Below are 25182 nucleotides of genomic sequence, written 5' to 3' on the forward strand. Positions count from 1 at the left end.
AAGATCTTGATTGTTTATATTTTCTTACGTAAACGTGCTACTGGGATGTCTAATTGTTCACGGTATTTTGCTATTGTTCTTCTTGCAATTGGATAACCTTTTTCTTTTAATAATTCTGCTAATTTATCATCAGGGAGTGGTTTCATTTTGTCTTCAGCATCAATGACATTCTGCAAAATTTTCTTAATTTCTATAGTCGATACATCTTCACCTTGATCATTTTTCATCGCTTCACTAAAGAAATCTTTAATCAATTTTGTACCATAAGGTGTGTCTACATATTTACTGTTGGCTACACGTGAAACAGTCGAGATATCTAGGCCTACCATGTCAGCAATATCTTTAAGAATCATCGGTCTCAATTTGGTTTCATCGCCTTCAAGGAAATATTCTTGTTGATAATGCATAATGGCATTCATAGTAACAAAAAGTGTTTCTTGGCGTTGTTTAATGGCGTCTATAAACCATTTTGCAGAGTCCAATTTTTGTTTGATAAATTGAACAGCATCTTTTTGAGAAGCACTTTTTTCACTAGTGTCCTTATAACTTTGCAACATTTCTTGGTAATCTTTAGAAATGTGTAATTCAGGAGCGTTTCTTCCGTTTAAAAGCAGCTCCAATTCGCCGTCTACAATTTTAATGGTAAAGTCTGGAACGACATGTTCTATAGGTTTTTGGTTCCCATCATAGGCTCCTCCAGGCTTTGGATTCAATTTTTCAATTTCATCAATTCCTTTTTTGAGTTGCTCTTTCGTTACTTCATATTTTTGAAGTAATTTGTCGTAATGCTTTTTTGTGAAGGCATCAAATTGATTTTGAATAATGTCAATTGCTAAATCAATACTTTCTGTTGGAGTCTTATGTTTTAGTTGTAATAAAAGACATTCTTGTAAATCACGCGCACCCACACCAGCTGGTTCAAGCTCTTGAACTATAGTTAATATGCGTTCAACGGTTGTCTCATCGGTATAAATACCTTGTGTAAAGGCTAGGTCATCAACGATATCTTGAATGCTTCTTCTTATATATCCAGTATCGTCAATACTGCCTACAAGAAATTCAGCGATTTCTCGTTCGCTATCTTCTAGTATGAAAGTGTGTAATTGATTGAGTAAATCCTGATGAAATGTAACGCCTGCCACAAAAGGCATGCTTTTTTCTTCATCGTCATCACTGTAGTTGTTAGTTTGGTATTTATAGTCTGGCGTTTCGTCATTACTTAAATACTCATCGATGTTGATATCGTCAGTTTCAATTCGCTCATTGTCTTCATAATCATCGTAGTCATCATTAGTGTCATTAAAGTCGTCGTAATCTTCAACTTCTTCTTTTCCGTTTTCTAATGCAGGATTTTCAACTAGTTCTTCTTGAAGACGTTGCTCAAATGCCTGGGTAGGCAACTGTATCAACTTCATCAATTGAATTTGTTGAGGCGATAATTTCTGAGATAATTTAAATTGTAAACTTTGCTTTAACATTGTAATCGTTTAGTCGTATAACATGATCATTCATCAATCAAACAAATATACGACTAAACGATTAAAAAGTAAATTAAAATTCTGCGTTTTGCGGAGTTCTAGGGAAAGGAATTACGTCGCGAATATTTGTCATACCTGTTACAAATAATACTAAACGCTCAAAGCCTAATCCAAAACCTGAGTGAACTGCAGAACCAAATCTACGGGTATCAAGATACCACCATAATTCTTCTTCTTCAATTCCTAAAGCTTTCATTTTTTCAATTAGAACATCTAAACGCTCTTCTCTTTGAGAACCACCAACGATTTCACCAATTCCAGGGAATAAAATGTCCATTGCACGAACAGTTTCTTTACCAGGTTCCGTGTTTTCGTTCAAGCGCATGTAGAATGCTTTAATGTTTGCCGGGTAATCAAATAAAATTACTGGGCATTTGAAGTGTTTTTCAACTAAGAAACGCTCGTGCTCACTTTGTAAGTCAGCACCCCATTCTTCAATGATATAGTTGAATTTTTTCTTTTTATTAGGAGTAGAGTTCTTTAAAATGTCGATAGCTTCAGTATACGAAACACGTTTGAAGTTGTTATCCAATACGAAGTTTAATTTTTCAAGTAAACTCATCTCGCTTCTTTCAGCTTGTGGTTTTGACTTCTCTTCTTGAAGTAATCTTTCTTCTAAAAATTTCAAGTCATCAGCACATTTGTCAAGTGTATATTTGATAACATATTTGATGAAATCTTCAGCCAAATCCATATTAGCATCTAAGTCATTAAATGCTACTTCAGGCTCAATCATCCAGAATTCGGCTAAGTGACGTGAAGTATTTGAGTTTTCAGCTCTAAAAGTAGGTCCGAAAGTATAAACTTGTCCCAAAGCCATAGCATAGGTTTCTGCTTCTAATTGACCCGATACTGTAAGGTTAGTTTCTTTACCAAAAAAATCTTCTTTATAGTTTACTTTACCTTCTTCTGTTCTAGGTGTACCGTCAAAAGGTAATGCTGTTACTTTAAACATTTCTCCAGCTCCTTCAGCATCAGAACCTGTAATGATAGGTGTGTTTACGTAGAAGAACCCTCTTTCTTGGAAATATTGGTGTACTGCAAAAGATAAAGTAGAACGTACACGCATAATTGCACTGAAAGCATTTGTTCTTACTCTCAAGTGTGCATTTTCACGTAAAAATTCTAAAGAGTGTCTTTTTGGTTGAATAGGATATTCTTCAGGATTTGAATCTCCTAAAATTTCAATCTTTGAAACTTGAATCTCTACCGATTGTCCTTTTCCTTGACTTTCCAATAATGTTCCTGTAACAGATACAGCAGCACCTGTGGTAATTCTTTTTAAAACTTCTTCAGCAGTGTTTTCAAAATCTACAACGCACTGAATATTATTTATAGTTGAACCATCGTTTAAAGCGATGAATTGGTTGTTTCTAAATGTACGTACCCAACCTTTTGCCGTCACTTCTTGTAACGTTTTCGTGTTATTTAAAAGGTCAATTATTTTCGTGTGTTTCATTTTGTGTAAAATTATAATGCAAATATAAAATTATTCGTCTTTTCTCTTGTCTTCTTCTTTATCTTCTGCTAAAATGTCTATCGTTGGTTCGATGAATTCTTGTTCGTTTGCAATTGATTTTTCTAATGATAATAATAATGCAGGAAGCAAAATTAAATTAGAAAGCATTGCAAATAATAGAGTGGCGGCTACTAAACTTCCCAATGCTACAGTTCCTCCAAAACTCGATAATGTAAATACCGAAAAACCAAAGAATAAAACTACTGAAGTATAGAACATACTTACACCAGCTTCTTTAACCGTATTGTAAACCGATTTTTTAATTTTCCACTTGTTCGCTTTAAGTTCTTGACGGTATTTTGCCAAGAAATGAATTGTATCATCCACCGAAATACCAAAGGCAATACTAAATACTAAAATAGTAGAAGGTTTAATAGGAACTCCTAAAAAGCCCATTAATCCAGCAGTTATGATTAATGGTAAAATATTCGGTAACAACGATACAATAATCATTTTGAACGAACGGAACAAATAGGCCATTAATAAAGAAATTAATAAAATAGCAAAGAGTAGCGATAATACTAAGTTGTGTACCAAATAATGTGTTCCTTTTTCAAAAACATACGCTTTTCCAGTCATAGTAACGACATAGCGTTCTTCTGGGAAAATTTTGTCGATTTTTTCTTGTAAACGTTCTTCAATTTTAGCCATTTTATCCGTACCAATATCGCGCATGAAAGTGGTAATACGTGCAAATTGCCCTGTACTATCTACATAACTTTTCATCATATTGTCATCACCCTTTTTGGTCGAATTTTTTACATACGATAAGATAAAAGCTTCTTCTTGCTTGGTTGGTAATTCGTAATATTCGGGATTTCCGTTGTAATACGTTTGTTTGGCATATTTTACCAAATTAACGATAGATACCGGTTTTGACAATTCTGGAATTTCTTCGATTGTTTCTTGAAGTTGATTGATTTTCTTTAAAGTTGTCGACTTCATAACGCCTTTTGGACGCTTAGTATCAATCATAATCTCCAATGGCATTACCCCATCAAACTCTTCTTCGTAGAATAAAATGTCATCAAAAAAGCCTGTGCTTTTGGGCATGTCTTCAATAATACTTCCTGAAACATTGATACGAAAAATACCAATGATTCCAAAAACTAATAGTCCGATAGCTACTCCAAAAATGGCAACGTTATGCCTTTTAATGGTGTTTTCTATCCAATTGATAAACGATTTCATGTAGTTTTTGCGCAAGTGTTCCAAATGTTTTTCTTTTGGTAACGGCATAAAACTATATGCAATTGGGATAATAATTAGACATAATAAAAACAAGAAAAAGATGTTAAGCGAAGCAACTATACCAAATTCTTTAAGCAAAACACTATCAGTAGCAATAAAGGTCGCAAAACCGGCAGCAGTTGTTAAATTGGTCATTAAAGTTGCGTTACCCACTTTCGAAATAACACGTTGAAGCGATTTGGCTTTGTTTCCGTGTAATCTGATTTCTTGTTGGTATTTGTTGATTAAGAAAATACAGTTTGGGATTCCAATCACAATTATAAGTGGTGGAATGATTGCAGTTAGTACCGTGATTTCATAATTGAATAAACCAAGTGTACCAAAAGACCACATTACACCGATGATTACAATTGACATCGAAAGTAGGGTGGCTCTGAAGCTTCTGAAAAAGAAAAAGAATAGTAAAGATGTAATGGCTAGTGCAGCTCCTACAAACAATCCTATTTCATCAATAATACTCACAGAATTTAAGGTTCTGATATAAGGCATTCCTGAAATTTTCAAGTCAATACCGGATGCTTTTTCAAAGGCATCAATTTTTTCTTTACTTAAATATTTTAAAATAAAATCTTTGCGGGCAGGTGTGTTTACAATGCTTTTGTTCATGTAAATGGCAAAACGTACTGCGCCACTTTCTTTGTTGAATAATATGCCTTCGTAAAAAGGAAGGTCGTTAAAAAATTCCTTTTCCTTTTCTTTTAAATAAGTTTCAGAAATTTTGGCATTATTGATAAAAGGTTCTGTAACAAACTTCTGATTTGCAGTATCTTTTTTTAAAACTTGTAAATCTTCAATTGAAATAGAAAAATCAACCGCTTTGTCTTTTTTAATTTCAGCAATGAAGTTCTCCCATAGGGCTAAGTTTTTTGGCGTAAAGAAGGGTTCGTTTTTAAATCCAATAACGATTAAGTTACCTTCTTCTCCAAATTTATCCAAGAAAGCGTTGTATTGAACATTTACTTCATGGTTATCAGGCAGGAGATTGGCCTCTGTAAATGAAAAACGCATGTTTTTCCACTGAAGCGACATGAAAATTGTAAATATTACTAGGGTTATAAGTAAACCGATACGGTTTCTTAAAATTCTACCCGCTATATAATCCCAGAAACTGGTACTCAACCACTTTAACATTTTTGCAAAAAATTAGCTGCAAAGGTAAGTATTATTGCTTAAATAGTTGGTTTCCAAATTGAGAATTAAGATAAATTTACAAGCCTAAATCTAGAAAATAGGTAATTTTTATGGATATATTATCGTCAAAATTTGACAATTGATTTGGTCCATAGCGGTAATAAGTTGTTAAGCCAAGTCCTTTAAAAATTTTATTGGCTTCAACACCACTTTCTATAAACCCTTTTTCAAGAGATTTGAAAGGTAAGCCAATATGGTTTTCGGGGTGGTCAATTGTTCCCCAAGCAAATCGTGTAGCAACTGAAAACTCAGGATTTATTTTATAGCCAATGTTTACACGGTTAAAAGTATGCTTGAGTTGTAAAGATAAAAAACGGTCTGAGAAAAATTCATTGTAATACATGGTTTCAAAGCTATTTTTACCCGCAAACGTGATACGTTTTAGAATGGCATCTCTATTGATGTTGTTAGGTGCAATACTGTATAAATGTGTTAATGGAGCATTGCCAAAAACGATTCCTCCTTGAAATAAAACAGTACTTTTTTGACCCGATAAATATGGAATTTCGTAATAGGTTTTAAAATCTATTTTTGAAAAATTAATTTCTTTTTCTGTGATACCTGGTAAAGTTTGGGTGAATTGTAATGAAAATTTTGGGTGACGCTTTTCGTATTCAATTAAACCTAGCGGGGTTTGCATATAATTACTAAACGGGTTCCATTGAAATGATAATTGGGCTGTTGAAAGATTATATTTTGTATAGGAAACATCATTAACACTATACGTGTAGTCAAAAAGTGGCGTGATAGAATTATGTGCGATACTAAAATAAGAGCTTGTCTTAGCTAATATTTTGCTTTCTATGGATAGACTACTTGTTTTGGCATTGTAAAATGTCGAGATATTAATAGGTCGAGGGTCGTAAATTTTGAAACGTCTAGAATCGGTAGCAAAACTAGTCTGTGCAATCTCATTTAAATCGTCTGTATAGCTTGCACTCACCCAAGTTTCAGATGTTTTGTCGATGCGGTATGACGGTGTAATACCAAATTTAAAAACATCATCTTTTAAGCCATAAGCACCATAAAACGCGATACTATAATTTTCGGCAAGTTTGTCATTTGTAATCGCTCCAATTCCAAAGCGGAAACCTTCAAAATTGTTGTATTTGATGATACTTCTCAAATCAATATCAAATAGTGATACAGGGAAGTAACCGTTAATAATTTTTCGTCCAAGAAAAATACGGTCTTCAATTCTTTCTGAAACAGAAAGGCTGTCAATTGAAGTATAAGTTTTAATTTTTCTTTTGTCAATAGTATCTTTTGTAAACTCGCTCCAATATGATTTTGGTTTGTTCAAACTACTAGCTGGAACATTAATTTTAATTTGCGGTTTACTAATTTGAACTGGTTTGTTGATTTTAATGTCAAAAGGAGTGGATTCTATTTGTAAATAAGCTTGGTCACTCGTGTTGTTTTCATTATTCTGTTCAAGAGAGGCTTTGAATTTTATAGTTCCGCCTAAAATTTTTAAATCTTCTTTGTTACTCCCTTTGTGTACCTTAAATTCTCTCTTTTTTGGGAACCATAAATTTTGATCTTTTAAGTAGTCAAAAGTGTAAGTAGCATTTATGTTGACAATTCCATAAATGCGATAATATGCTTTTGAAATCGCAAAAGTCTTGGTGTCAATATAGAGCAATCCTCTTAATCTATTCGAACGTAATTTTTTAGGTTGGAAATAAATACGATATGCACTACGACCATCAACTTTTACAGTGTCAATCAAAGTATAATTGTAAAGAATACGACCATAATTTGAGATGGGATTTTGAACAGGTGTTTCTAAAATTTCAAAAGGATTTTCATATACCGAATATGAAATCAGTTTTAACCCCAAAAACTCATATATAGGTTGTTTGAAACCTGCCATACGGGTAGCTAATACGGTTTCTTTGTCGCCTTGTTGGTTGTGTTGAATTAAATTGACCTTTTCCGTTTGGTACAAATGTTGGTTTTCAATAATTTTTTTGAATTTGTAATTGGTTGAATCCAACTTTATTCTGCGTTTACCAAAAATGTTTCTTTTGTAAATAGTGTCAATTTTTGATGAAATACTATCAGGATTAGCAGATACTTGAATGTATTCGTAGTTTTTATATTCGTAACTCCCTAGTTTTTCATCTGGGTCATTCGTGTCACGATTTTCAATTACCTTTTTAATAATTTTATTAACATCGTTATCGGTATACAGTTCCTGTTTTTTCTGATTGATGTCAGTAACTGCTTTTATTAATAAGAATGTAGTTTTTGAATTGGCATAAGCAAATTTATCGTAATACCCTTTGTATTTGAAAACAATAGGTTTTTTAAAATCAGAAACGGTAATGCTGAATCTTCCTTCCCAATCAGTAGTTGTTGTTTTACCTTCATGTACAATTGTTGCAAATGAAATAGGTATAGTAGTGTCAAAATCAATAACTTGTCCCTTTATTTTTGTTTGGGAAAACAAAAATGAAGTGATTGAAAAAAAGGTTAAGAGTAGCAGGTTGCGCATTGGTAGTAATTGATGATTGCAAACTTACACAAAATAACAGTACACTTTAAAAACGTGTTTAAAATTAGTTTGTTGTAAGGTTTTTTTAATAAAAAAATCCCGATTAAATCGGGATTTTGTATTAAACTTTCATGATTTCAGCTTCTTTGATTACCAAGTGTTCTTCAATTTTCTTGATATAAGCATCTGTTAGTTTTTGAACGTCTTCTTCCGCTTTTTTACAAATGTCTTCCGAAGTTCCGTTTTTCTCTTCTTTCTTAATGTCCGTATTCGCATCTTTACGAGCGTTACGAATTCCGATTTTAGCATCTTCAGCCTCAGCTTTAGCCTGCTTAACTAAATCTTTCCTACGCTCTTCAGTTAAAGCAGGAATATTGATGATGATACTTTCACCGTTGTTCATTGGATTTAAACCAAGATTAGCAATCATGATTGCTTTTTCAATTGGTTGAATCATATTTTTTTCCCAAGGTGTAACAGTAAGTGTTCTTGCATCAGCAGCATTGATATTTGCTACCTGCGATAAAGGTGTTTGAGAGCCATAATAATCCACAAAAACACCACCTAACATTTGTGGAGAAGCTTTACCTGCTCTAATGTTTAAAAATTCTTTTTCTAAATGCGCAATAGAACCTTCCATTGATTCTTTTGCATTGTCTATTATAAAATTAATTTCTTCTGTCATTGGTATAGATTTTTACTTCAAACTTAGTAATAATTATATCGTTACTGTTGTGCCTACAGTTTTTCCTTCACACACTTTTAACAGGTTACCATCTTTGTTCATGTCAAAAACAATAATAGGTAATTTGTTTTCTTGACTTAATGTAAATGCTGTAGTATCCATTACATTTAATCCTTTTGCTAACACATCTTCAAAGGTAATGTAGTCAAATTTAACGGCATTTGCATCTTTTTCAGGATCAGCATTGTAAACGCCATCTACACGGGTACCTTTCAAAATAACATCAGCACCTACTTCAATACCTCTTAAAACAGCTGCTGTATCAGTCGTGAAATATGGATTTCCTGTTCCTGCACCAAAAATTACGATTCTTCCTTTTTCCAAGTGACGTGTTGCACGTCTTTTGATATAAGGTTCTGCAATTGCTTCAATTTTCAAAGCAGTTTGCAAACGTGTTTGCATCCCTGCTTCTTCAAGAGCACCTTGCAAAGCCATTCCATTGATAACAGTAGCAAGCATCCCCATATAGTCTCCTTGTACTCTGTCCATTCCATTACTAGCTCCTGCAATTCCTCTAAAAATATTTCCTCCTCCAATAACGATGGCAATTTCAATGCCTTTGTCGTGAATTTGCTTAATTTCTGCTGCATATTCAGCCAAACGTTTTGGATCTATTCCATATTGACGCTCGCCCATTAAAGCCTCGCCACTTAATTTTAGAAGAATTCTCTTGTATTTCATTGCGTAGTTATAAATATGCTGCAAACTTACATAAATTTACAATATACTCAAAGAGAGAGGTATTTAAGAAGTCAATTCTTCAAATGTTTTTTTAGCTTCATTATAGCCAATATCAAAAATTACTTTCATTTTCGACTTATTAGTTTCAAAAGTGCTATAATTGGAAAGTTCTTTAGGTTCAATAACCCAATCGCATAAATCAAATTTTTGATAATTTCCATGAGCCGAAAGTAATTCAAAAGCTCTAGTTGAAACCGCGCGAATTGAATTTAAATCTTTAGCCTCCACATTTTGAATGGGACTAACATAAATTCCGATTATTTTCTCGCATTGTCCTTGTAATAAATCACTTGGAAAATGATTTAAGATTCCCCCATCACTATATAAATGTCCGTTTATTTTGTAGGGAGAAAACATGCCTGGAAAAGAAGATGAGGCTAAAATAGCATCGGAAAGTTTTGTTTCCTCTGGAAAAACTTTCAGTTTTCCCGAGATTAAATCGGTAGCGGTTATTTTTACAGGTATGGATAAATCGCCAATTTTTGTTGTGCCTACTAATTTTTCAAAATAATAACGAAAGGATTCGGGGTCTACAATGCCTGGTTTTTTAAGGGTGAAATGGCGCCAATGAAAGAAAACAACTGATTGAAAAAAGTTTAAAATTTCTTCAGGTGTTTTACCAAAAGCATAGAGGCCAGCGATTATTGAGCCAGCACTACTTCCTGCAAGCATCTTGGGTTTTATTCCTTGTTCTTCTAGAAATTTTATAGCTCCCGCATGTGCAATTCCCTTAGAACCACCACCTGATAATACCAAACCAATACTTTTAGAGTTTAGATCCATTTTTTGGGTTTTGTAACATAGCTTACACTTGTTTTTCAAATTTAAACTTAAATTTGCAATGTAAAAGGTTTTAAAATGGAAAAAATATTAGCACAAGCATTTAAAAATAGTCTATCCTATTCACAATATCGTGATTTGGTTTCAACTTTAATTTCTGAAGGTAAATCAACAGGAAATACACAATCGGAAGCATTATTAAATTATTCCGAATTGAATGAAACTCGAATGAATCGTTTGGAAAAAACCATTCAAATTACTGACGAAGTTAAAAGTCAATTGCAATCTTTACAAAGAAATGTAACTTGGTTGTTGCTTTCAGAAGGTTGGTGTGGCGATGCAGCACAATTGGTTCCTATAATTCACAAAATGGCTGAAGTATCGGATAAAATTGATTTGAAAATTGTTTTGCGCGATGAAAATGATGCTTTAATGAATGAATTTTTGACAAATGGAGCAAGAGCAATTCCAAAGTTAATCATGATAGATTCTGTAACCAATGAAGTAATAGGGGATTGGGGACCTCGTCCAGAACCAGCTCGTAAATTAATTGCGGATTATAAAGCTACACATGGTGTAGTGGACGAACCTGCTAAAATAGAATTACAAAAATGGTATTTACACGATAAAGGAATTACAACGCAAAATGAAATTGCGACTTTAATTTCGGAAAAAGTGTTAGTATAGTTTTCCAATAATTTTAAGTTTGTTAGATGTGGAAATGCCTCCAGGATTACAACCCAATTGTCCTTCAGGTATTTCCATATTTAGCTGAGTATAGTAGTCTTCCCAAACGTCAAAATATTCTTTGGAATGCGGTGCTTTAAAAGTCATTGGCTCTAGCTTGAAAAATGGTTTTCCAACAGCATGTAAAAAAGCATCGTAAATCAATTCGGAACAATAATAAGCGCCATTGTCATACAGATAAGCTTTGTCGTAAGGCATCCCAACTTGTTCCAATGTGAATTGGATAGCATCAGGAATAAATTTTTGGTATTTTGTCTTAAGGCGGCCCACGAACATCGGTTTATCCGTATATTTTCTAAAAACGTTTAAGGGGGTAATTTTTACAGCTTCACCAGCTGCTTCCAATACATAGACGCTATCGTTTTTAATGTAAACCATTCCCAAATGACTGAAATCATTTCCTTTGTAACCTTTGGTAACTTGATTAATGGCGTCGCATAATGGTCCACAATCCATGGATTGAAAAATAATGTCGCCAGTTTTTAGGGTACTGTTATTCTGGGAAAAGCTAAAAAGCGAGATTAAAAAGACAATTGTAAAAATCTTAGTCTTCATTTAAAATGGATTTTTCAAAAGCTTTTGGAGTAACTGCATTTTCTACAGAGTAGTTCCCGATTTTAGTTCGGCGAAGTGCTGTTAAATGCCCGCCTGATTGTAAAGCTAAACCAAAATCGTAAGCTATAGAGCGAATGTAAGTTCCTTTGCTGCATTGAATTCTAAAATCAATTTCGGGAAGCGCAATTCGAGTAACTTCAAACTCGTGAATTGTAGTTTTACGTGCTTTTATTTCAACTTCTTCACCCGCTCTCGCATGCTCGTACAAACGTTTTCCGTCTTTTTTGATGGCTGAAAAAACAGGTGGTTTTTGGTCGATTTCTCCTAGAAATTGTTTAGTGGTTTCCAAAATTAATTCCGGAGTGATGTGTTCTGTTGGGAAAGTCGCATCAACTTCAGTTTCCAAATCATATGAAGGGGTAGTGGCACCTACTGTGATGGTTCCAGTATATTCCTTAACTTGACCTTGTATGTCAGAAATGGTTTTGGTAGCTTTTCCGGTGCAGATTATTAATAGACCTGAAGCCAATGGATCTAAAGTTCCTGCATGACCAATTTTGAACTTTTTTGGTAAGTTGTATTGTCTTTTAAGTAAATATTTTAATTTGTTAACCGCTTGAAAAGATGACCAATGCAAAGGTTTGTCAATTAAAAGTACTTGTCCTGCTAAATATTCTTCTGCCTGCATTAAATCACGGTTAGTTTTTGAATGAAAAAGTGGATTAACAATATGGCAACACCTGCAACAATTCGGTAATAACCAAAAATTTTAAAACCGTGTTTGCTCAAATAACCAATGAACGATTTAATAGCAATCATGGCAACTATAAAACCGACAACGTTTCCGATAATCAGCAGGTTTACTTGGTCTTGTGATAATTCGAATCCTGCTTTGTAATAATCGTATGATTTTTTTACCGTAGCACCTAACATGGTAGGAATAGCTAAGAAAAACGAAAATTCTGCAGCTGTTGTTCTCGATAATTTTTGACTCATACCACCTACAATACTGGCACCACTTCGCGATACACCCGGTATCATGGCCAAACACTGAAATAATCCTATTTTAAAAGCAGTAGGATATGAGATTTCAGTATTATCGGAATTGCCAAACCATTCATCAACTTTTAAAAGTAGTACTCCACCAATGATTAATGAAATTGCAACCGTTATTGGGTTTTCCAATAAACTGTCAATAAAATCACTTAATAAAAGTCCAAAAATTACAGCTGGTATAAAGGCTACAAAAAGTTTGTAGTAAAAATCTAAACTTTGAAAAAAACGTTTGAAATACAAAATGACAACCGATAAAATAGTTCCCAATTGAATAACAATCGTGAAAAGTTTCGTAAAATCATCACTAGCGATACCAAAAAAGGAAGAAGCGATAATCATATGTCCAGTTGAAGAAACTGGTAAAAATTCTGTTATTCCTTCAATAATAGCAAGAATAATAGCTTGTAAAATGTCCATGAATTATTATTTCTCCTTTTTAAAAATTGCAAAAATTACAATTCCAAAACCAATTAAAACTGTAGTTGGAGCCAAACGTATTCTTCTGAAATCAAAGATAGCATCGCTCCATTCATTTGGGTCATCACTACCACCGCCGCTCATTAAAATGAATCCTAAAGCAATCACAGCCAATCCAATTAAAAGGAATTTGTAATTTACCTTGTCAAATAAAAATTCTGGTTTGTTATTTTCCATAATTGTATTTTTTACGTTCAATTGTGTTATCGAATACGAATCAATATTAATATAAATCGTCGGTTCTTAAATTTAAGAAGCGTTGTGTAGCAAAAAAAGTACTGATGGTTGTAATTATGATACCTACAAATAAAATTCCTGCCGATACAATTCCAAGTGAGATGTAGTCTTTCGCAATTTGTAAACTCGGGAATAAGCCATCTACGTAATATACTAATCCGAATAAAGCAATAATTGCTAAAATAGAACCCGCTAAACCTAACTTGATACTTCTCCAGATAAATGGTTTTCGGATAAACGATTTGGTAGCACCTACCATTTGCATGGTTTTAATGGTAAAACGATGTGAGTAGATGGATAAACGCAACGAACTGTTTATTAATAACATGGCTACAACAGCTAAGAAACCACTGATAACTAACATCCAAAAACTAATTTTTTTGATGTTGTTATTTACTAGGTCAACCAATTGTTTGTCGTATATAATTTCAGAAACAAATTCATTTTTCTTAATGTCAGCTTCAATAATTTTGATACTGTCCGCTACCACATAATCTCCTTTCAAATTAATGTCAAATGAGTTTTGAAGGGGGTTAAATCCTAAAAATTCCATGAAATCTTTACCTACAATATCAACATTGTTTTTAGCGGCACTGTCTTTATGAACAAAGGCATACTCTTTTATGAAAAGTGAATTCTTCAACTTCGTGTCAAAGTTGCTCAAAACACTATCCTTAGCTTCGTTTTTGAAGAAAACAGTCATCGGAATATTTTCCTTGAAATCGTTGGTGATTTTTTTAGAATTGATCACAAATAACCCCAATGTCCCCAATAAGAATAATACGAGAAAAATACTGATAACCACTGAAAAATAAGAAGATATTAAACGTCTTTTTTGATAGGTTTCAAACTTTGAAGTCATAGATAGCTGTAAATTATGCGGTAAAAATAAAAAAGAAATTTGGGATATATAGAATATAACGGCTAAAGTTTTGACTTTCGTACAATAAACGTAAATTTGCAGCTGATTTTTAAAGATTCAGCGCGATTCAGCGTGAATGTTTGAATTGCGTTTTAGGTAAATTAAAAATCGCAATTAGAATAAATAAAGAATGATTAGAGTAAGCGAAAGTAAAACTCGAATAAAACCATAGTAAATCGGAATGAAATACAATCCAAACGAAATCGAAGCGAAGTGGCAACAGTATTGGTCGGAAAATCAAACTTTTGCAGCGTCAAATAATTCTGAAAAGCCAAAATATTATGTTTTAGACATGTTTCCTTATCCTTCGGGAGCAGGATTGCACGTTGGGCATCCACTAGGTTATATTGCTTCTGATATTGTGGCACGCTACAAGCGTCATCAAGGGTTTAATGTTTTGCACCCGCAAGGGTATGACTCTTTTGGGTTACCTGCAGAGCAATATGCGATTCAAACGGGGCAACATCCTGATAAAACTACAAAGGAAAATATTGCACGCTACCGTGAGCAGTTGGACAAAATAGGATTTTCATTCGATTGGAGCAGAGAAGTTCGCACTTCAAATGCGGATTATTACAAATGGACACAATGGATTTTTATCCAATTGTTCAATTCGTGGTACAATAACGATACAAACAAAGCGGAAGATATTGCAACTTTAGTGACTGTTTTTGAAAAAGAAGGGAATGCCAATGTGAATGCAGTATGTGATGATGCTATTGTTTCTTTTACAGCTGAAGAATGGAAATCATTTTCTTCAGAAGAGCAACAAAAAATACTATTACAATACAGATTAACCTATTTAGCAGAAACAGAAGTAAACTGGTGTCCTGCTTTGGGAACCGTTTTAGCCAATGATGAAATTGTAAATGGGGTTTCAGAGCGTGGAGGTCATCCAGTTATTCGAAAAAAAATGACACAATGGTCGATGCGTATTTCGGCTTACGCGGAGCGTTTACTTCAAGGTTTGGAAACTATTGATTGGACTGAATCGTTGAAAGAATCGCAACGTAACTGGATTGGTAAATCAGTAGGAGCAATGGTTACTTTCAAAGTGAACAATCATGATGCCGCTATTGATGTATTTACAACGCGTCCTGATACTATTTTTGGAGTTACATTCATGACTTTGGCACCAGAGCATGATTTGGTGGCTAAAATTACTACACCAGAACAAAAAGAAACGGTTGAAGCGTATATTGAAGCAACAGCAAAGCGTTCGGAAAGAGAACGTATGGCTGATGTTAAAACCATTTCGGGTGTTTTCACCGGTGCTTATGCCGAGCATCCATTTACAAAAGAACCAATTCCGGTTTGGATAGGGGATTATGTATTGGCAGGATACGGTACAGGTGCTGTAATGGCGGTTCCATGTGGCGATGAGCGCGATTATGCTTTCGCAAATTTCTTCAAAGGAACTAATGGTATGCCGGAGATTAAGAACATTTTCAATCAAGATATTTCGGAAGCCGCTTTTGGTGCAAAAGAAGGTTTTGAATTGGTGAATTCTGATTTCTTAAACGGATTAGGATATAAAGAAGGAACGAAAAAAGCGATTGAAGCTTTAGAAAATATAAAACAAGGTTTTGGTAAAACCAATTACCGTTTGCGCGATGCTGTATTTTCACGTCAACGTTATTGGGGAGAACCGTTTCCAGTATATTATGTGAATGGTTTACCACAAATGATAGATGTGAAACATTTGCCAATTGCTTTACCAGAAGTGGAGAAGTATTTACCAACGGAAGACGGGCAACCACCTTTAGGTAATGCTTCCGTTTGGGCTTGGGATGTTGAAAAGAACGAAGTGGTATCAAATGATAATATAAATCACACGAGCGTGTTTCCATTAGAGTTGAACACAATGCCGGGTTGGGCTGGAAGTTCTTGGTATTGGATGCGTTATATGGATGCTCACAACGAGAACGAATTTGCTAGTGCTGATGCATTGAAATATTGGGAAAATGTAGATTTATATATTGGAGGAAGTGAGCACGCAACCGGACACTTATTGTATTCTCGTTTTTGGAACAAATTCTTAAAAGATAGAGGTGTTGCACCAACAGAAGAACCATTCAAAAAACTGATCAATCAGGGAATGATTTTGGGGAATTCTGCTTTTGTTTATAGGCTTGTTTATAAGACAGAGTTATTTATAACTCTAGAGGATAATTCTAAATTAGATAAAATTATATATTCTAAGACTTTTGTTGTACCCAAATGTTTTGTGAAAAATAACAGTCAAGGTACACTGGGATTAGATGATGATAAATATTATGAAATTACTGATATCATCAAAGATGAGGTTTATAAAACGGAATTTACTAATGAGAAACTAAATTGTAAAAGTTTAACTCAGAATTTTATTTCTACTATCATAAATCCAATTCATGTTGATTTATCATGTATTAATGATATTACTTCTGAATTAGACATCGAAAAATTCAAAGCAAATCCTTTGTATAAAGATTATGCAAATGCTGAATTCATATTAGAAGACGGGAAATACATTGTAGGTCGTGAGGTTGAAAAAATGTCAAAATCAAAATATAATGTAGTTAATCCAGATGATATTTGTAATGAATATGGTGCTGATACCTTACGTTTGTATGAGATGTTCTTAGGGCCACTAGAGCAAGCAAAACCTTGGAATACTGCAGGTATTACTGGTGTTTTTGGATTCCTAAAGAAATTATGGCGTTTGTATTTTGACGACAATGGTTTGATTGTTACCAATGAAGAGCCAACAAAAGAGATGTACAAATCGTTACACAAGACGATTAAAAAGGTGACTGAAGATATTGAAAACTTCTCGTTTAATACTTCAGTTTCACAATTTATGATTTGTGTTAACGAATTGGCACAACAAAAATGTCACCATCGTGCCATTTTAGAACCGTTAGGGGTTATCATTTCACCCTATGCGCCACACATTGCGGAAGAGTTATGGAATGCATTAGGAAACGAAGGTTCTATAGCTACAGTTGACTTCCCTAAATTTGAAGCATCTTATTTAGTAGAAAGCAGTAAAGAATATCCAGTTTCGTTCAATGGAAAAATGCGTTTTAAAATTGAATTACCATTGGATTTGACTGCAGCTCAAATTGAAGAAATTGTAATGGCTGATGAAAGAACGCAAGCACAATTACAAGGTAGAACGCCTAATAAAGTTATTATTGTTCCAGGAAAGATTATTAACATGGTAGGGTAATTTCTTACAAAACACACAATAAAAGTCCAAATATTGAGTTTTATACTTTAATATTTGGACTTTTTATTTAATACTATGATGAAAAAAATTGCTTTTTTAATGGTGCTTTTTGTTGTTAACGGTTGGGCTCAAGAATATTCCTTTTTAGAAAGTACTTATGTCAAGATTTCGGGTAAAGAGTTTATGGATTTAAAGGCAAAAGATTCCACTTTAAAAGTGAATTATTTTCTGGAGAACGGGCAACGATTTGAAATTTCGTATATCGATTCTTTGGTGAAACATCGTGAAATAGGTAAGTATAAAAATATTATTTTCAAGGACTCTTTAAAAGCAAATACGGCTATTGTTTTGCATAAAAAGACTAAGGACGATGTAAAAGAAGAGCAAAAGCAATTTAAAGAGATGTTTGATACAGATAAGCAGCACCGTAAATCACTAAAAGGTAATATAGTTGAACATTTGCATTTAACTGACATGCAAGGTAATGTGTATACATTGGAAGATTTGAAAGGGAAAGTGGTAGTGTTGAATTTTTGGTTTACTAAATGTGCTCCTTGTATTAAGGAAATTCCCGATTTGAATAAAATGAAGGCTGACTTTAAAAATGATGATGTGGTCTTTTTTGCTATTACTTTTAATGAAAAAGAATTGATTGAAACTTTTTTAACGAAACATGATTTGGATTTAACAATTATACCTAAAGATCAAAAAACGATTGATCAATTCGGGGTAAAATATTTTCCGACAAATTTGATTTTGGATAAACAAGGTACTGTAGCTTATGTGAATGAGTTTTTTATGAAAGATATGATTAAAGATATGAATAAAACCATTTCAAAGTTGATTAAGAAATAAGGTGCAGTAATTGTAGTTTTTATTTTACAACATGTTTAGAATATTTTTATTTTAGTGGGGTTTAATAATCAAGTATAACAAATTATGAAATCATTTTTTTCAGCCCTTTTTTTAGGATTAGCATTTATGGGGTTTGCGCAAGAAGAAACACAGGAAAAGGACAAAGCTGTTTCGGTTGATTACTATTTTGGTATTGGACTTGCAACACAAAAGTATGACCTTAATACAAAGTTGCGAGAGTCAAATGTTGCCCAATTGAAAACGACCTATCCGCAGTTAAATATTGGTATGAATATTTTTGGAGAAAAGTTTTCAGGAGATGGAGAAATGGGATTTTTCTTTTCAAAGGATGACAATGCAACAACTGAGACTAAAAATATAGGTTTCGATGCAAAGTTTAGAGTGCATTACAATGTGTTGGTTAAAGAGAAAATTGCTTTAACGACGGGTTTAAGTATTGGGGCTTTTGCCAATACTGTTGCGATTTCATCTCGTGGGAATAGTGTTGATTTAGATGATTTGAATCCAGCCAACAATAGCGGTCTTATCGAATTACGAAACGAAATATTTTATGCAGGGCCTTCAGTTTCTTTTTATTTGTTTAACAAAAGTAAAGTGGCTTTACGTGCCAATGTTGGTTATGAAATTCCGTTTACTAATGGAAAATGGAAGTCAGACTATGCAAGTATTAATAATACCGTTAAAGAAATTGGAAACAACCGACTTGTTTTTGGGATTACCATTATGTAGCATCTTGCTTTAAAAGTGTCAAACTGTCATTTTGTAGTTTTGGAATATAATTTGCTGTAACTTTATAAAATATTGAAAATACAATAAACTATGATCGAGTATTATTTATTGATAGGAGCAATTGCATTATTTAGTTGGCTAGTAAGTGCACGTTTGAAAAGTAAGTTTGAAGAATATTCTAAAGTCCATTTACGCAATGGCATGAGTGGTGCTGAAATTGCAGAAAAAATGCTACATGATAATGGAATATATGATGTAAAAGTGATTTCTACACCAGGACGTTTGACAGATCATTATAATCCGGTTGATAAAACGGTGAATTTAAGTGAGGCTGTTTATAACCAACGTAATGCGGCTGCAGCAGCAGTAGCAGCTCATGAATGTGGGCATGCGGTACAACATGCACAGGCTTACAATTGGTTGACCATGCGTTCTAACCTAGTGCCTTTGGTTAATATTTCATCATCTTTATCACAATGGTTAATTTTGGGTGGGTTAGTATTAGGAGTTGCTTCTAAAACAGGAATAGGTTTTTACGTGGCGATAGCCGGTTTGATATTAATGGGTATTGCAACACTTTTTAGTTTTATTACATTGCCAGTAGAATATGACGCTAGTAACAGAGCGTTAGCTTGGTTGAAAAATAAAAATATGTTGAGTCAGCAAGAATATGCTGGAGCAGAGGATTCTTTAAAGTGGGCTGCACGTACGTATTTGGTTGCAGCTATAGGAGCGCTTGCTTCTTTGTTATTTTGGGCATTTAGAATTTTGGGTTCTCGAGATTAAAAAACTTAAATATAGTACTTTTTAAAATCCGCTTATGTCGGATTTTTTTATGCTTCAGCTTGTATAAAATCGACGAAATGCATAATTTAAACGCCAAAAAGTGTTAAAAAGTGTTAAAAAGTGTTAAAGTGTAAAATAAAATGACTATTTTTCGATTTAATAAAAACAGTAATTAGAGAAGCTACTGCTGAAAATCAAATTTACTAAACCCCAAAATCTAGTAAAATGAAAAAAAACAAATTAAAATCGTTTTTATTAACGGTTGTTCTGGTATCTGCATCATCCGTAATGCAAGCGCAAAACAATGAGGTTTTTTCAGAAAAATCGTCACCTGCAAAAAATATTGAAGTTAAGTTTAATTCTTTATTGGATAAATCCTCTAGTTTTAAAGAGTATAAAGTTATAAAAAAGGATTTGCTAACGGAATTCCAGCGTTCTTTTGTTTCTTTTTTGAATAACTCCAATGATAAAGTTTCCAATTTGAATTCTGCATTGGAAAAGAAGGAGACTGTAATTAAGGATTTAAACAAAGAGTTGTCAACGGTTAAGTTGCAAAATTCTGAATTGAATACTGCTGTTGACAGTATAAGTCTTCTAGGAATTCAGTTAGAGAAGGGAAATTATAATTTATTCATGTGGTCGTTATTGTTTACACTTGCATTAGTAACAACTTTCTTTGTGTATCGTTTTAAAAGAGCCAATGAAATTACAAAATATTCAAAAGGTGTTTTAGCGGATGTAGAAGATGAGTATCAAATGTTCAAACAAAATTCAATTGAAAGAGAACAAAAGTTACGCAGACAATTGCAGGATGAAATTAACAAACATAGAAAGTTAAAAGAAGTTTCATAGTTGATAGTAGTACAAGCCCCAAATTTTTAAAAGTTTGGGGCTTGTTTTTTTAATAGCTATAGTTTTCTGTGTTGTAACCTAAATAAGGTGTTTGGTGTTCGTGAAATACTACTCCAAACTTCTCGAGTTCTTCTAAAATAGGGTCGTATATTTCTTTCTTTATGGGAAGTTGAACACCGGGAGTAGTAATTTCTCCATTAAGAATTTTTAAAGTTGCAATTGCGACAGGTAGTCCCACTGTTTTGGCCATGGCGGTATAGGTTTGATCGTCCCCTAAGCACACCATAGTGGCATCAATTTGTTTTTGTTCTCCGTTTAATTCGTAACCAAATTTATGATACATTACAATCATGTCTTTATCATTAGGTTGGAGTGCCCATTTTTCGGAAAGAATTTTTTCAAGGGCTTGTGCAGGGGTAGCATCTTTTAACCCTATTTTTTGAGTTTTGTCAAATAAGCCAATTTCTACTAGTTTATCCCAAATGATATCATCTTGATCAATTTTTTGTGCATGACGTAACTTGATTTCTACAGTGTCACTTGGGTGATATGGTAGGAATAAATTGGTAAACTCACGATAAGTCATTTCTTCTGAATTGTCTAAAGTGTATGAGTCATCCGTCATTCCTAATTGAACTAAGATGTCCCATGCTCTCGAATATCCTACTCTTCTAATAGTACCACGGAAAACTGTCAAAGCGTCTTCTAATCCATAAATGCAACGGTACTTTAATGAGTCTCTATTGGCATACGCTTCAAATTTTCCATAACCTTCAACATTCAGGAATTCTGTACGACGGAATAATTTATTGTAAGGAATGTATTTGTAAGTGCCTTCTTGTATAAATTTAGCAACTCCTCCTTGTCCTGCTAATACCACATTTCTTGGGTTCCATGTAAATTTATAGTTCCATAAATTAGTGTCGCTTTCTGGAGCTACTAAACCGCCGCAAAATGATTCAAATAAAATTATTTTACCGCCTTTGTCTCTAATCTGATCAATGACTTTCATAGCACTCATGTGGTCAATTCCAGGATCAAGGCCTATTTCGTTCATGAAGATTAAGTTGTTTTCTTTTGCTTCTGTATCGAGAGCTTGCATTTCAGGACTTATATAAGAAGCGGTCACCATACTCTTTTTGAAGCGGATGCAATCTTTAGCAACTTCCATATGCATAAAAGCAGGTAGCATGGAAACTACAATATCTGAATTTTTGATTTCTTGGTGACGTTGCTCTATATTGTGAATGTCAAAAGCTATGGCTCTTGCATTGATATGGTTTTGTGCTTTTTGTTGGGCTAATGCTAACGATAAGTCGGCAATAGTGATATGTAGGTTTTCTGTTTCTGATTTGTCTAGTAGGTATTTGATTAAGGAAGAAGCGGAACGTCCCGCTCCAATCACTAAGATTTTTCTCATAGGTTTGGCAATATAAATGTAACACGAAGATAGTAAAATGTTATATTTTTTTAAAACAAATTAGTGCTAAAGTGATTATTTAACATAATTAGAATTGTTTATATTTGTGTCAAATTAGAAAAAATGGAACGAAAAATTCTTATTGTAGCCGCTATTCTTGGAATGGTTGCAATTATTTTAGGGGCATTTGGTGCTCATGCTCTCAAAAAAGTGCTTGCTGTTGAGGCATTAACTTCATTTGAAACAGGAGTGCGTTATCAAATGTATCACGCTCTATTCCTTTTGTTTATAGCTAACTCTTCATTGCTAGGTTTAAAGGAGAAAGTAATTGTTTTTTATTTGGTAACAATTGGAGTACTTCTATTTTCAGGTTCTATTTATTTATTGTCTACTAGTGTAATTACAGGGTTAAAAACTAAAATATTGGGGCCTATTACGCCTATAGGAGGAATGTTTTTAATTGCTTCATGGGGGTACTTTTTGTATGCGCTCATACTAAAAAACACTAATTAACAATACATTCTAAAATTTAATTTATAATTTTGCGTTTTAAATTCAAACAACAACATAACTAACAATTGTATGGATAATTACACTCAAAGAGCGAAAACGATTTCGTTAGAGAAATATGGAATTAAAGATGTTTCTGAAATTATTTACAATCCATCATACGATGATTTATATTCAGAAGAATTAAGTGACCATTTACAAGGTTTTGAAAAAGGTCAACTTTCTGAGTTAGGAGCTGTAAATGTAATGACAGGAGAATTCACGGGTCGTTCGCCTAAAGACAAATACATTGTAAAGGATGCTACAACAGAGAACACTATTTGGTGGACTTCTGAGAAAGCAGTAAATGATAATAAACCAATTTCTACAGATACTTGGAATGCGCTTAAAGAAGTTTCAGTAAACCAATTATCAGGGAAAAAATTATATGTAGTAGATGCGTTTTGTGGTGCAAATGAAAACACACGTTTAAAAGTGCGTTTTATTATGGAAGTAGCATGGCAAGCGCATTTTGTTAAAAACATGTTTATCCGTCCTACGGAAGAAGAATTGGATAACTTTGGGGAGCCAGATTTTATCGTGATGAATGCTTCTAAAACATCGTTTAAAGACTATGCGAAGTACGGTTTAAATTCAGAAGTTTTTGTAGCGTTTAACTTAACTGAAAAAATTCAGCTAATTGGTGGAACTTGGTATGGTGGTGAAATGAAGAAAGGTTTATTCTCTATGATGAACTACTACTTACCGCTTCAAGGAATTGCTTCTATGCACTGTTCTGCAAATAAAGGAGAAAATGGAGATGTTGCTGTTTTCTTTGGTCTTTCAGGTACAGGAAAAACTACTTTATCTACAGATCCTAAACGTGAATTAATCGGAGACGATGAGCACGGATGGGATAATGACGGTGTATTCAACTTTGAAGGAGGTTGTTATGCTAAAACTATCGATTTGAGTAAAGAAAATGAACCAGATATTTTTGGTGCAATTAAAAAAGATGCTTTACTTGAAAACGTTACGCTTGATGCAAATGGTAAAATTGATTTTTCTGACGGATCAGTAACGCAAAACACTCGTGTTTCTTATCCTATTAATCATATTCAAAATATTGTTAAGCCAGTTTCTAAAGCGGGACATGCAACTAAGGTTATTTTCTTAACAGCGGATGCTTTTGGAGTAATGCCTCCAGTGTCGAAATTGACACCAGAGCAAACTAAATATTACTTCTTGTCTGGTTTTACAGCTAAATTAGCTGGAACTGAAAGAGGAGTTACGGAACCACAACCAACATTCTCGGCATGTTTTGGAAAGGCATTCTTATCGCTTCATCCAACAAAATACGGTGAAGAATTAGTTAAAAAGATGGAAGAGCACAATGCTACAGCCTATATGGTAAATACAGGTTGGAATGGAACTGGAAAACGTATTTCTATTAAAGATACGCGTGCTATTATTGATGCGATTTTAGATGGTTCTATTGAGAAAGCTGAAACAAAAGTAATTCCAGTATTTAACTTTGAAGTGCCAACAGCTTTACATGATGTTGATTCTAATATTTTAGATCCAAGAGATACTTATGCAGATGCTGCTGCGTGGAATAAAAAAGCTGAAGATTTAGCGTCTAAATTTATCACAAACTTTGTTCAATATACAGATAACGAAGAAGGAATGAATTTAGTAAATGCTGGACCGAAATTATAATTGAGGTAAAGCTTGAAATATAAAAGGGTTTCCAATTGGAAACCCTTTTTTTATGGGGAAGAAATAAAAAAATTATTTCGATTTGTTTACTTCAGCAATGTATTTTTCTAGTGCGCCAGTCATTGAAGGTGTTCCAGGAGCTGGAGCCATAATGTCAACGCGTAAACCGTTGTCTAGTGCTTCTTTTTGAGTTGTAGTTCCGAAAACAGCAATTCTAGTGTTGTTTTGTTTGAAGTCTGGGAAATTTTGAAATAAAGAACGGATTCCTGTTGGACTAAAAAACGCTAAAATGTCATAGTATACATCTTTTAAGTCAGATAAATCACTTACGACAGTTCTGTAAAAAATACCTTGTGTCCAATCTACTTTTAAACTATTTAATGTTTGTGGAACATCAGCGTTTAATTGATCGGTGTTTGGTAATAAAAACTTCTCGTCTTTGTATTTTTTAATCAAAGGTGCTAAATCAGCAAATTCCTTTTGACCAACATAGATTTTACGCTTTCTGTAAACAACATATCGTTGTAAGTAAAAAGCAACTGCTTCAGATTGGCAAAAATACTTCAAATCTTCTGGGATTTTGTAACGCATTTCTTCGGCTACTCTGAAGAAGTGATCTACAGAATTTCTACTGGTCAAGATAATTGCTGTAAATTTACTTAAGTCAATTTTCTGAGCTCTTACTTCTTTCGCAGAAACGCCTTCAACGTGTATAAAAGGTCTAAAGTCAACTTTTACTTTCAGCTTATTTTGAAGCTCAAAATAAGGAGAATTTTCTACTTTAGGCTCTGGTTGTGAAACCAAAATTGTTTTCACTTTCAAATTTGACATATACTTTATT

22 protein-coding genes are annotated in these 25182 nt (G+C 33.6%); 8 read left to right on the top strand and 14 right to left on the bottom strand.

Annotated features, from left to right (window positions below; translation table 11 throughout):
- Positions 1–14: 14 nt before the first annotated feature.
- From rpoN to ACFS5J_RS10385, 7 genes are all read right to left on the bottom strand, one after another.
- Positions 15–1478 carry an RNA polymerase factor sigma-54 gene (gene rpoN / locus ACFS5J_RS10355; RefSeq protein ID WP_379812069.1) on the bottom strand — a complete coding sequence of 488 codons (1464 nt, stop codon included), beginning with the start codon at positions 1476–1478 and terminating at the stop codon, positions 15–17.
- A 73-nt stretch (positions 1479–1551) separates the two neighbouring features.
- Positions 1552–2997 (bottom strand): asparagine--tRNA ligase, encoded by a 1446-nt coding sequence (gene asnS / locus ACFS5J_RS10360; RefSeq protein WP_379812071.1) that lies wholly within the window; start codon positions 2995–2997, stop codon positions 1552–1554.
- 30 nt (positions 2998–3027) lie between these two features.
- Entirely contained in the window at positions 3028–5439 is a 2412-nt protein-coding gene (locus ACFS5J_RS10365) for an efflux RND transporter permease subunit (protein ID WP_379812072.1), read from the bottom strand.
- Between the two features lie 76 nt (positions 5440–5515).
- Complete coding sequence (locus ACFS5J_RS10370; RefSeq protein ID WP_379812073.1) at positions 5516–7954, bottom strand: DUF5686 family protein; 2439 nt, start codon at positions 7952–7954, stop codon at positions 5516–5518.
- Positions 7955–8120: 166 nt separating this feature from the next.
- Entirely contained in the window at positions 8121–8684 is a 564-nt protein-coding gene (gene frr / locus ACFS5J_RS10375; RefSeq protein WP_379812074.1) for a ribosome recycling factor, read from the bottom strand.
- Between the two features lie 33 nt (positions 8685–8717).
- On the bottom strand, positions 8718–9425 hold the full coding sequence (gene pyrH / locus ACFS5J_RS10380; RefSeq protein ID WP_379812075.1) for a UMP kinase: 708 nt from the start codon (positions 9423–9425) through the stop codon (positions 8718–8720).
- Positions 9426–9488: 63 nt separating this feature from the next.
- Positions 9489–10268, bottom strand: a complete 780-nt coding sequence (locus tag ACFS5J_RS10385; protein ID WP_379812076.1) for a patatin-like phospholipase family protein — start codon at positions 10266–10268, stop codon at positions 9489–9491.
- A 75-nt stretch (positions 10269–10343) separates the two neighbouring features.
- Between ACFS5J_RS10385 and ACFS5J_RS10390 the strand changes: the two genes are divergently transcribed.
- A complete protein-coding gene (locus tag ACFS5J_RS10390; protein ID WP_379812077.1) occupies positions 10344–10952 on the top strand; it encodes a thioredoxin family protein in 609 nt (202 codons plus the stop codon).
- Here ACFS5J_RS10390 and ACFS5J_RS10395 read toward each other — a convergent pair.
- From ACFS5J_RS10395 to ACFS5J_RS10415, 5 genes are read right to left on the bottom strand one after another with little or no spacing between them, the layout of a single operon-like run.
- Positions 10944–11567, bottom strand: a complete 624-nt coding sequence (locus ACFS5J_RS10395) for a YiiX/YebB-like N1pC/P60 family cysteine hydrolase (RefSeq protein WP_379812078.1) — start codon at positions 11565–11567, stop codon at positions 10944–10946. The two genes, ACFS5J_RS10390 and ACFS5J_RS10395, sit on opposite strands and share 9 nt — an antisense overlap.
- Positions 11557–12255 (bottom strand): tRNA pseudouridine(55) synthase TruB, encoded by a 699-nt coding sequence (truB, locus tag ACFS5J_RS10400; RefSeq protein ID WP_379812080.1) that lies wholly within the window; start codon positions 12253–12255, stop codon positions 11557–11559. The genes ACFS5J_RS10395 and truB overlap by 11 nt, the downstream gene beginning before the upstream one ends.
- Positions 12255–13040: an undecaprenyl-diphosphate phosphatase gene (locus tag ACFS5J_RS10405; protein ID WP_379812082.1), complete on the bottom strand. Its 786-nt coding sequence runs from the start codon at positions 13038–13040 to the stop codon at positions 12255–12257. Before ACFS5J_RS10405 ends, truB begins: the two co-directional genes overlap by 1 nt.
- A gap of 6 nt (positions 13041–13046) precedes the next feature.
- Positions 13047–13277 (bottom strand): DUF3098 domain-containing protein, encoded by a 231-nt coding sequence (locus ACFS5J_RS10410; protein WP_379812084.1) that lies wholly within the window; start codon positions 13275–13277, stop codon positions 13047–13049.
- A 46-nt stretch (positions 13278–13323) separates the two neighbouring features.
- Complete coding sequence (locus ACFS5J_RS10415) at positions 13324–14199, bottom strand: cell division protein FtsX (protein WP_379812086.1); 876 nt, start codon at positions 14197–14199, stop codon at positions 13324–13326.
- 241 nt (positions 14200–14440) lie between these two features.
- Between ACFS5J_RS10415 and ACFS5J_RS10420 the strand changes: the two genes are divergently transcribed.
- The 5 genes from ACFS5J_RS10420 (at position 14441) to ACFS5J_RS10440 (ending at position 20713) form a co-directional block, all read left to right on the top strand.
- Positions 14441–17470, top strand: coding sequence for a leucine--tRNA ligase (locus ACFS5J_RS10420; protein ID WP_379812087.1), 3030 nt, complete (start codon positions 14441–14443; stop codon positions 17468–17470).
- A gap of 75 nt (positions 17471–17545) precedes the next feature.
- Positions 17546–18325 carry a peroxiredoxin family protein gene (locus ACFS5J_RS10425; protein WP_379812089.1) on the top strand — a complete coding sequence of 260 codons (780 nt, stop codon included), beginning with the start codon at positions 17546–17548 and terminating at the stop codon, positions 18323–18325.
- A gap of 84 nt (positions 18326–18409) precedes the next feature.
- Complete coding sequence (locus ACFS5J_RS10430; RefSeq protein ID WP_379812090.1) at positions 18410–19075, top strand: hypothetical protein; 666 nt, start codon at positions 18410–18412, stop codon at positions 19073–19075.
- A gap of 90 nt (positions 19076–19165) precedes the next feature.
- Positions 19166–19861: a zinc metallopeptidase gene (locus ACFS5J_RS10435; RefSeq protein ID WP_379812091.1), complete on the top strand. Its 696-nt coding sequence runs from the start codon at positions 19166–19168 to the stop codon at positions 19859–19861.
- A 225-nt stretch (positions 19862–20086) separates the two neighbouring features.
- On the top strand, positions 20087–20713 hold the full coding sequence (locus ACFS5J_RS10440) for a hypothetical protein (RefSeq protein ID WP_379812092.1): 627 nt from the start codon (positions 20087–20089) through the stop codon (positions 20711–20713).
- Positions 20714–20762: 49 nt separating this feature from the next.
- On the opposite strand, the gene ACFS5J_RS10445 is transcribed toward ACFS5J_RS10440, so the two are convergent.
- Positions 20763–22133: a saccharopine dehydrogenase family protein gene (locus tag ACFS5J_RS10445; protein WP_379812093.1), complete on the bottom strand. Its 1371-nt coding sequence runs from the start codon at positions 22131–22133 to the stop codon at positions 20763–20765.
- A 123-nt stretch (positions 22134–22256) separates the two neighbouring features.
- Here ACFS5J_RS10445 and ACFS5J_RS10450 point away from each other — a divergent pair, with 123 nt between their 5' ends.
- Complete coding sequence (locus ACFS5J_RS10450) at positions 22257–22646, top strand: DUF423 domain-containing protein (protein ID WP_379812094.1); 390 nt, start codon at positions 22257–22259, stop codon at positions 22644–22646.
- A gap of 69 nt (positions 22647–22715) precedes the next feature.
- Positions 22716–24341: a phosphoenolpyruvate carboxykinase (ATP) gene (gene pckA / locus ACFS5J_RS10455; RefSeq protein ID WP_379812095.1), complete on the top strand. Its 1626-nt coding sequence runs from the start codon at positions 22716–22718 to the stop codon at positions 24339–24341.
- 72 nt (positions 24342–24413) lie between these two features.
- On the opposite strand, the gene ACFS5J_RS10460 is transcribed toward pckA, so the two are convergent.
- The gene (locus tag ACFS5J_RS10460; protein ID WP_379812270.1) at positions 24414–25163 is read right to left on the bottom strand and encodes a uroporphyrinogen-III synthase; all 750 of its coding nucleotides are present in this window, start codon (positions 25161–25163) and stop codon (positions 24414–24416) included.
- Between the last annotated feature and the right edge of the window lie 19 nt (positions 25164–25182).

The sequence above is a fragment of the Flavobacterium chuncheonense genome, from assembly GCF_042686145.1.
Taxonomy (GTDB): Bacteria; Bacteroidota; Bacteroidia; order Flavobacteriales; family Flavobacteriaceae; genus Flavobacterium; species Flavobacterium chuncheonense.

Coding starts and splice junctions, on each gene's coding strand:
- rpoN (WP_379812069.1), bottom strand. CDS start 1,478: ATGTTAAAGCAAAGTTTACAATTTAAATTATCTCAGAAATTATCGCCT.
- asnS (WP_379812071.1), bottom strand. CDS start 2,997: ATGAAACACACGAAAATAATTGACCTTTTAAATAACACGAAAACGTTA.
- ACFS5J_RS10365 (WP_379812072.1), bottom strand. CDS start 5,439: ATGTTAAAGTGGTTGAGTACCAGTTTCTGGGATTATATAGCGGGTAGA.
- frr (WP_379812074.1), bottom strand. CDS start 8,684: ATGACAGAAGAAATTAATTTTATAATAGACAATGCAAAAGAATCAATG.
- pyrH (WP_379812075.1), bottom strand. CDS start 9,425: ATGAAATACAAGAGAATTCTTCTAAAATTAAGTGGCGAGGCTTTAATG.
- ACFS5J_RS10385 (WP_379812076.1), bottom strand. CDS start 10,268: ATGGATCTAAACTCTAAAAGTATTGGTTTGGTATTATCAGGTGGTGGT.
- ACFS5J_RS10390 (WP_379812077.1), top strand. CDS start 10,344: ATGGAAAAAATATTAGCACAAGCATTTAAAAATAGTCTATCCTATTCA.
- ACFS5J_RS10395 (WP_379812078.1), bottom strand. CDS start 11,567: ATGAAGACTAAGATTTTTACAATTGTCTTTTTAATCTCGCTTTTTAGC.
- truB (WP_379812080.1), bottom strand. CDS start 12,255: ATGCAGGCAGAAGAATATTTAGCAGGACAAGTACTTTTAATTGACAAA.
- ACFS5J_RS10405 (WP_379812082.1), bottom strand. CDS start 13,040: ATGGACATTTTACAAGCTATTATTCTTGCTATTATTGAAGGAATAACA.
- ACFS5J_RS10410 (WP_379812084.1), bottom strand. CDS start 13,277: ATGGAAAATAACAAACCAGAATTTTTATTTGACAAGGTAAATTACAAA.
- ACFS5J_RS10415 (WP_379812086.1), bottom strand. CDS start 14,199: ATGACTTCAAAGTTTGAAACCTATCAAAAAAGACGTTTAATATCTTCT.
- ACFS5J_RS10420 (WP_379812087.1), top strand. CDS start 14,441: ATGAAATACAATCCAAACGAAATCGAAGCGAAGTGGCAACAGTATTGG.
- ACFS5J_RS10425 (WP_379812089.1), top strand. CDS start 17,546: ATGATGAAAAAAATTGCTTTTTTAATGGTGCTTTTTGTTGTTAACGGT.
- ACFS5J_RS10430 (WP_379812090.1), top strand. CDS start 18,410: ATGAAATCATTTTTTTCAGCCCTTTTTTTAGGATTAGCATTTATGGGG.
- ACFS5J_RS10435 (WP_379812091.1), top strand. CDS start 19,166: ATGATCGAGTATTATTTATTGATAGGAGCAATTGCATTATTTAGTTGG.
- ACFS5J_RS10440 (WP_379812092.1), top strand. CDS start 20,087: ATGAAAAAAAACAAATTAAAATCGTTTTTATTAACGGTTGTTCTGGTA.
- ACFS5J_RS10445 (WP_379812093.1), bottom strand. CDS start 22,133: ATGAGAAAAATCTTAGTGATTGGAGCGGGACGTTCCGCTTCTTCCTTA.
- ACFS5J_RS10450 (WP_379812094.1), top strand. CDS start 22,257: ATGGAACGAAAAATTCTTATTGTAGCCGCTATTCTTGGAATGGTTGCA.
- pckA (WP_379812095.1), top strand. CDS start 22,716: ATGGATAATTACACTCAAAGAGCGAAAACGATTTCGTTAGAGAAATAT.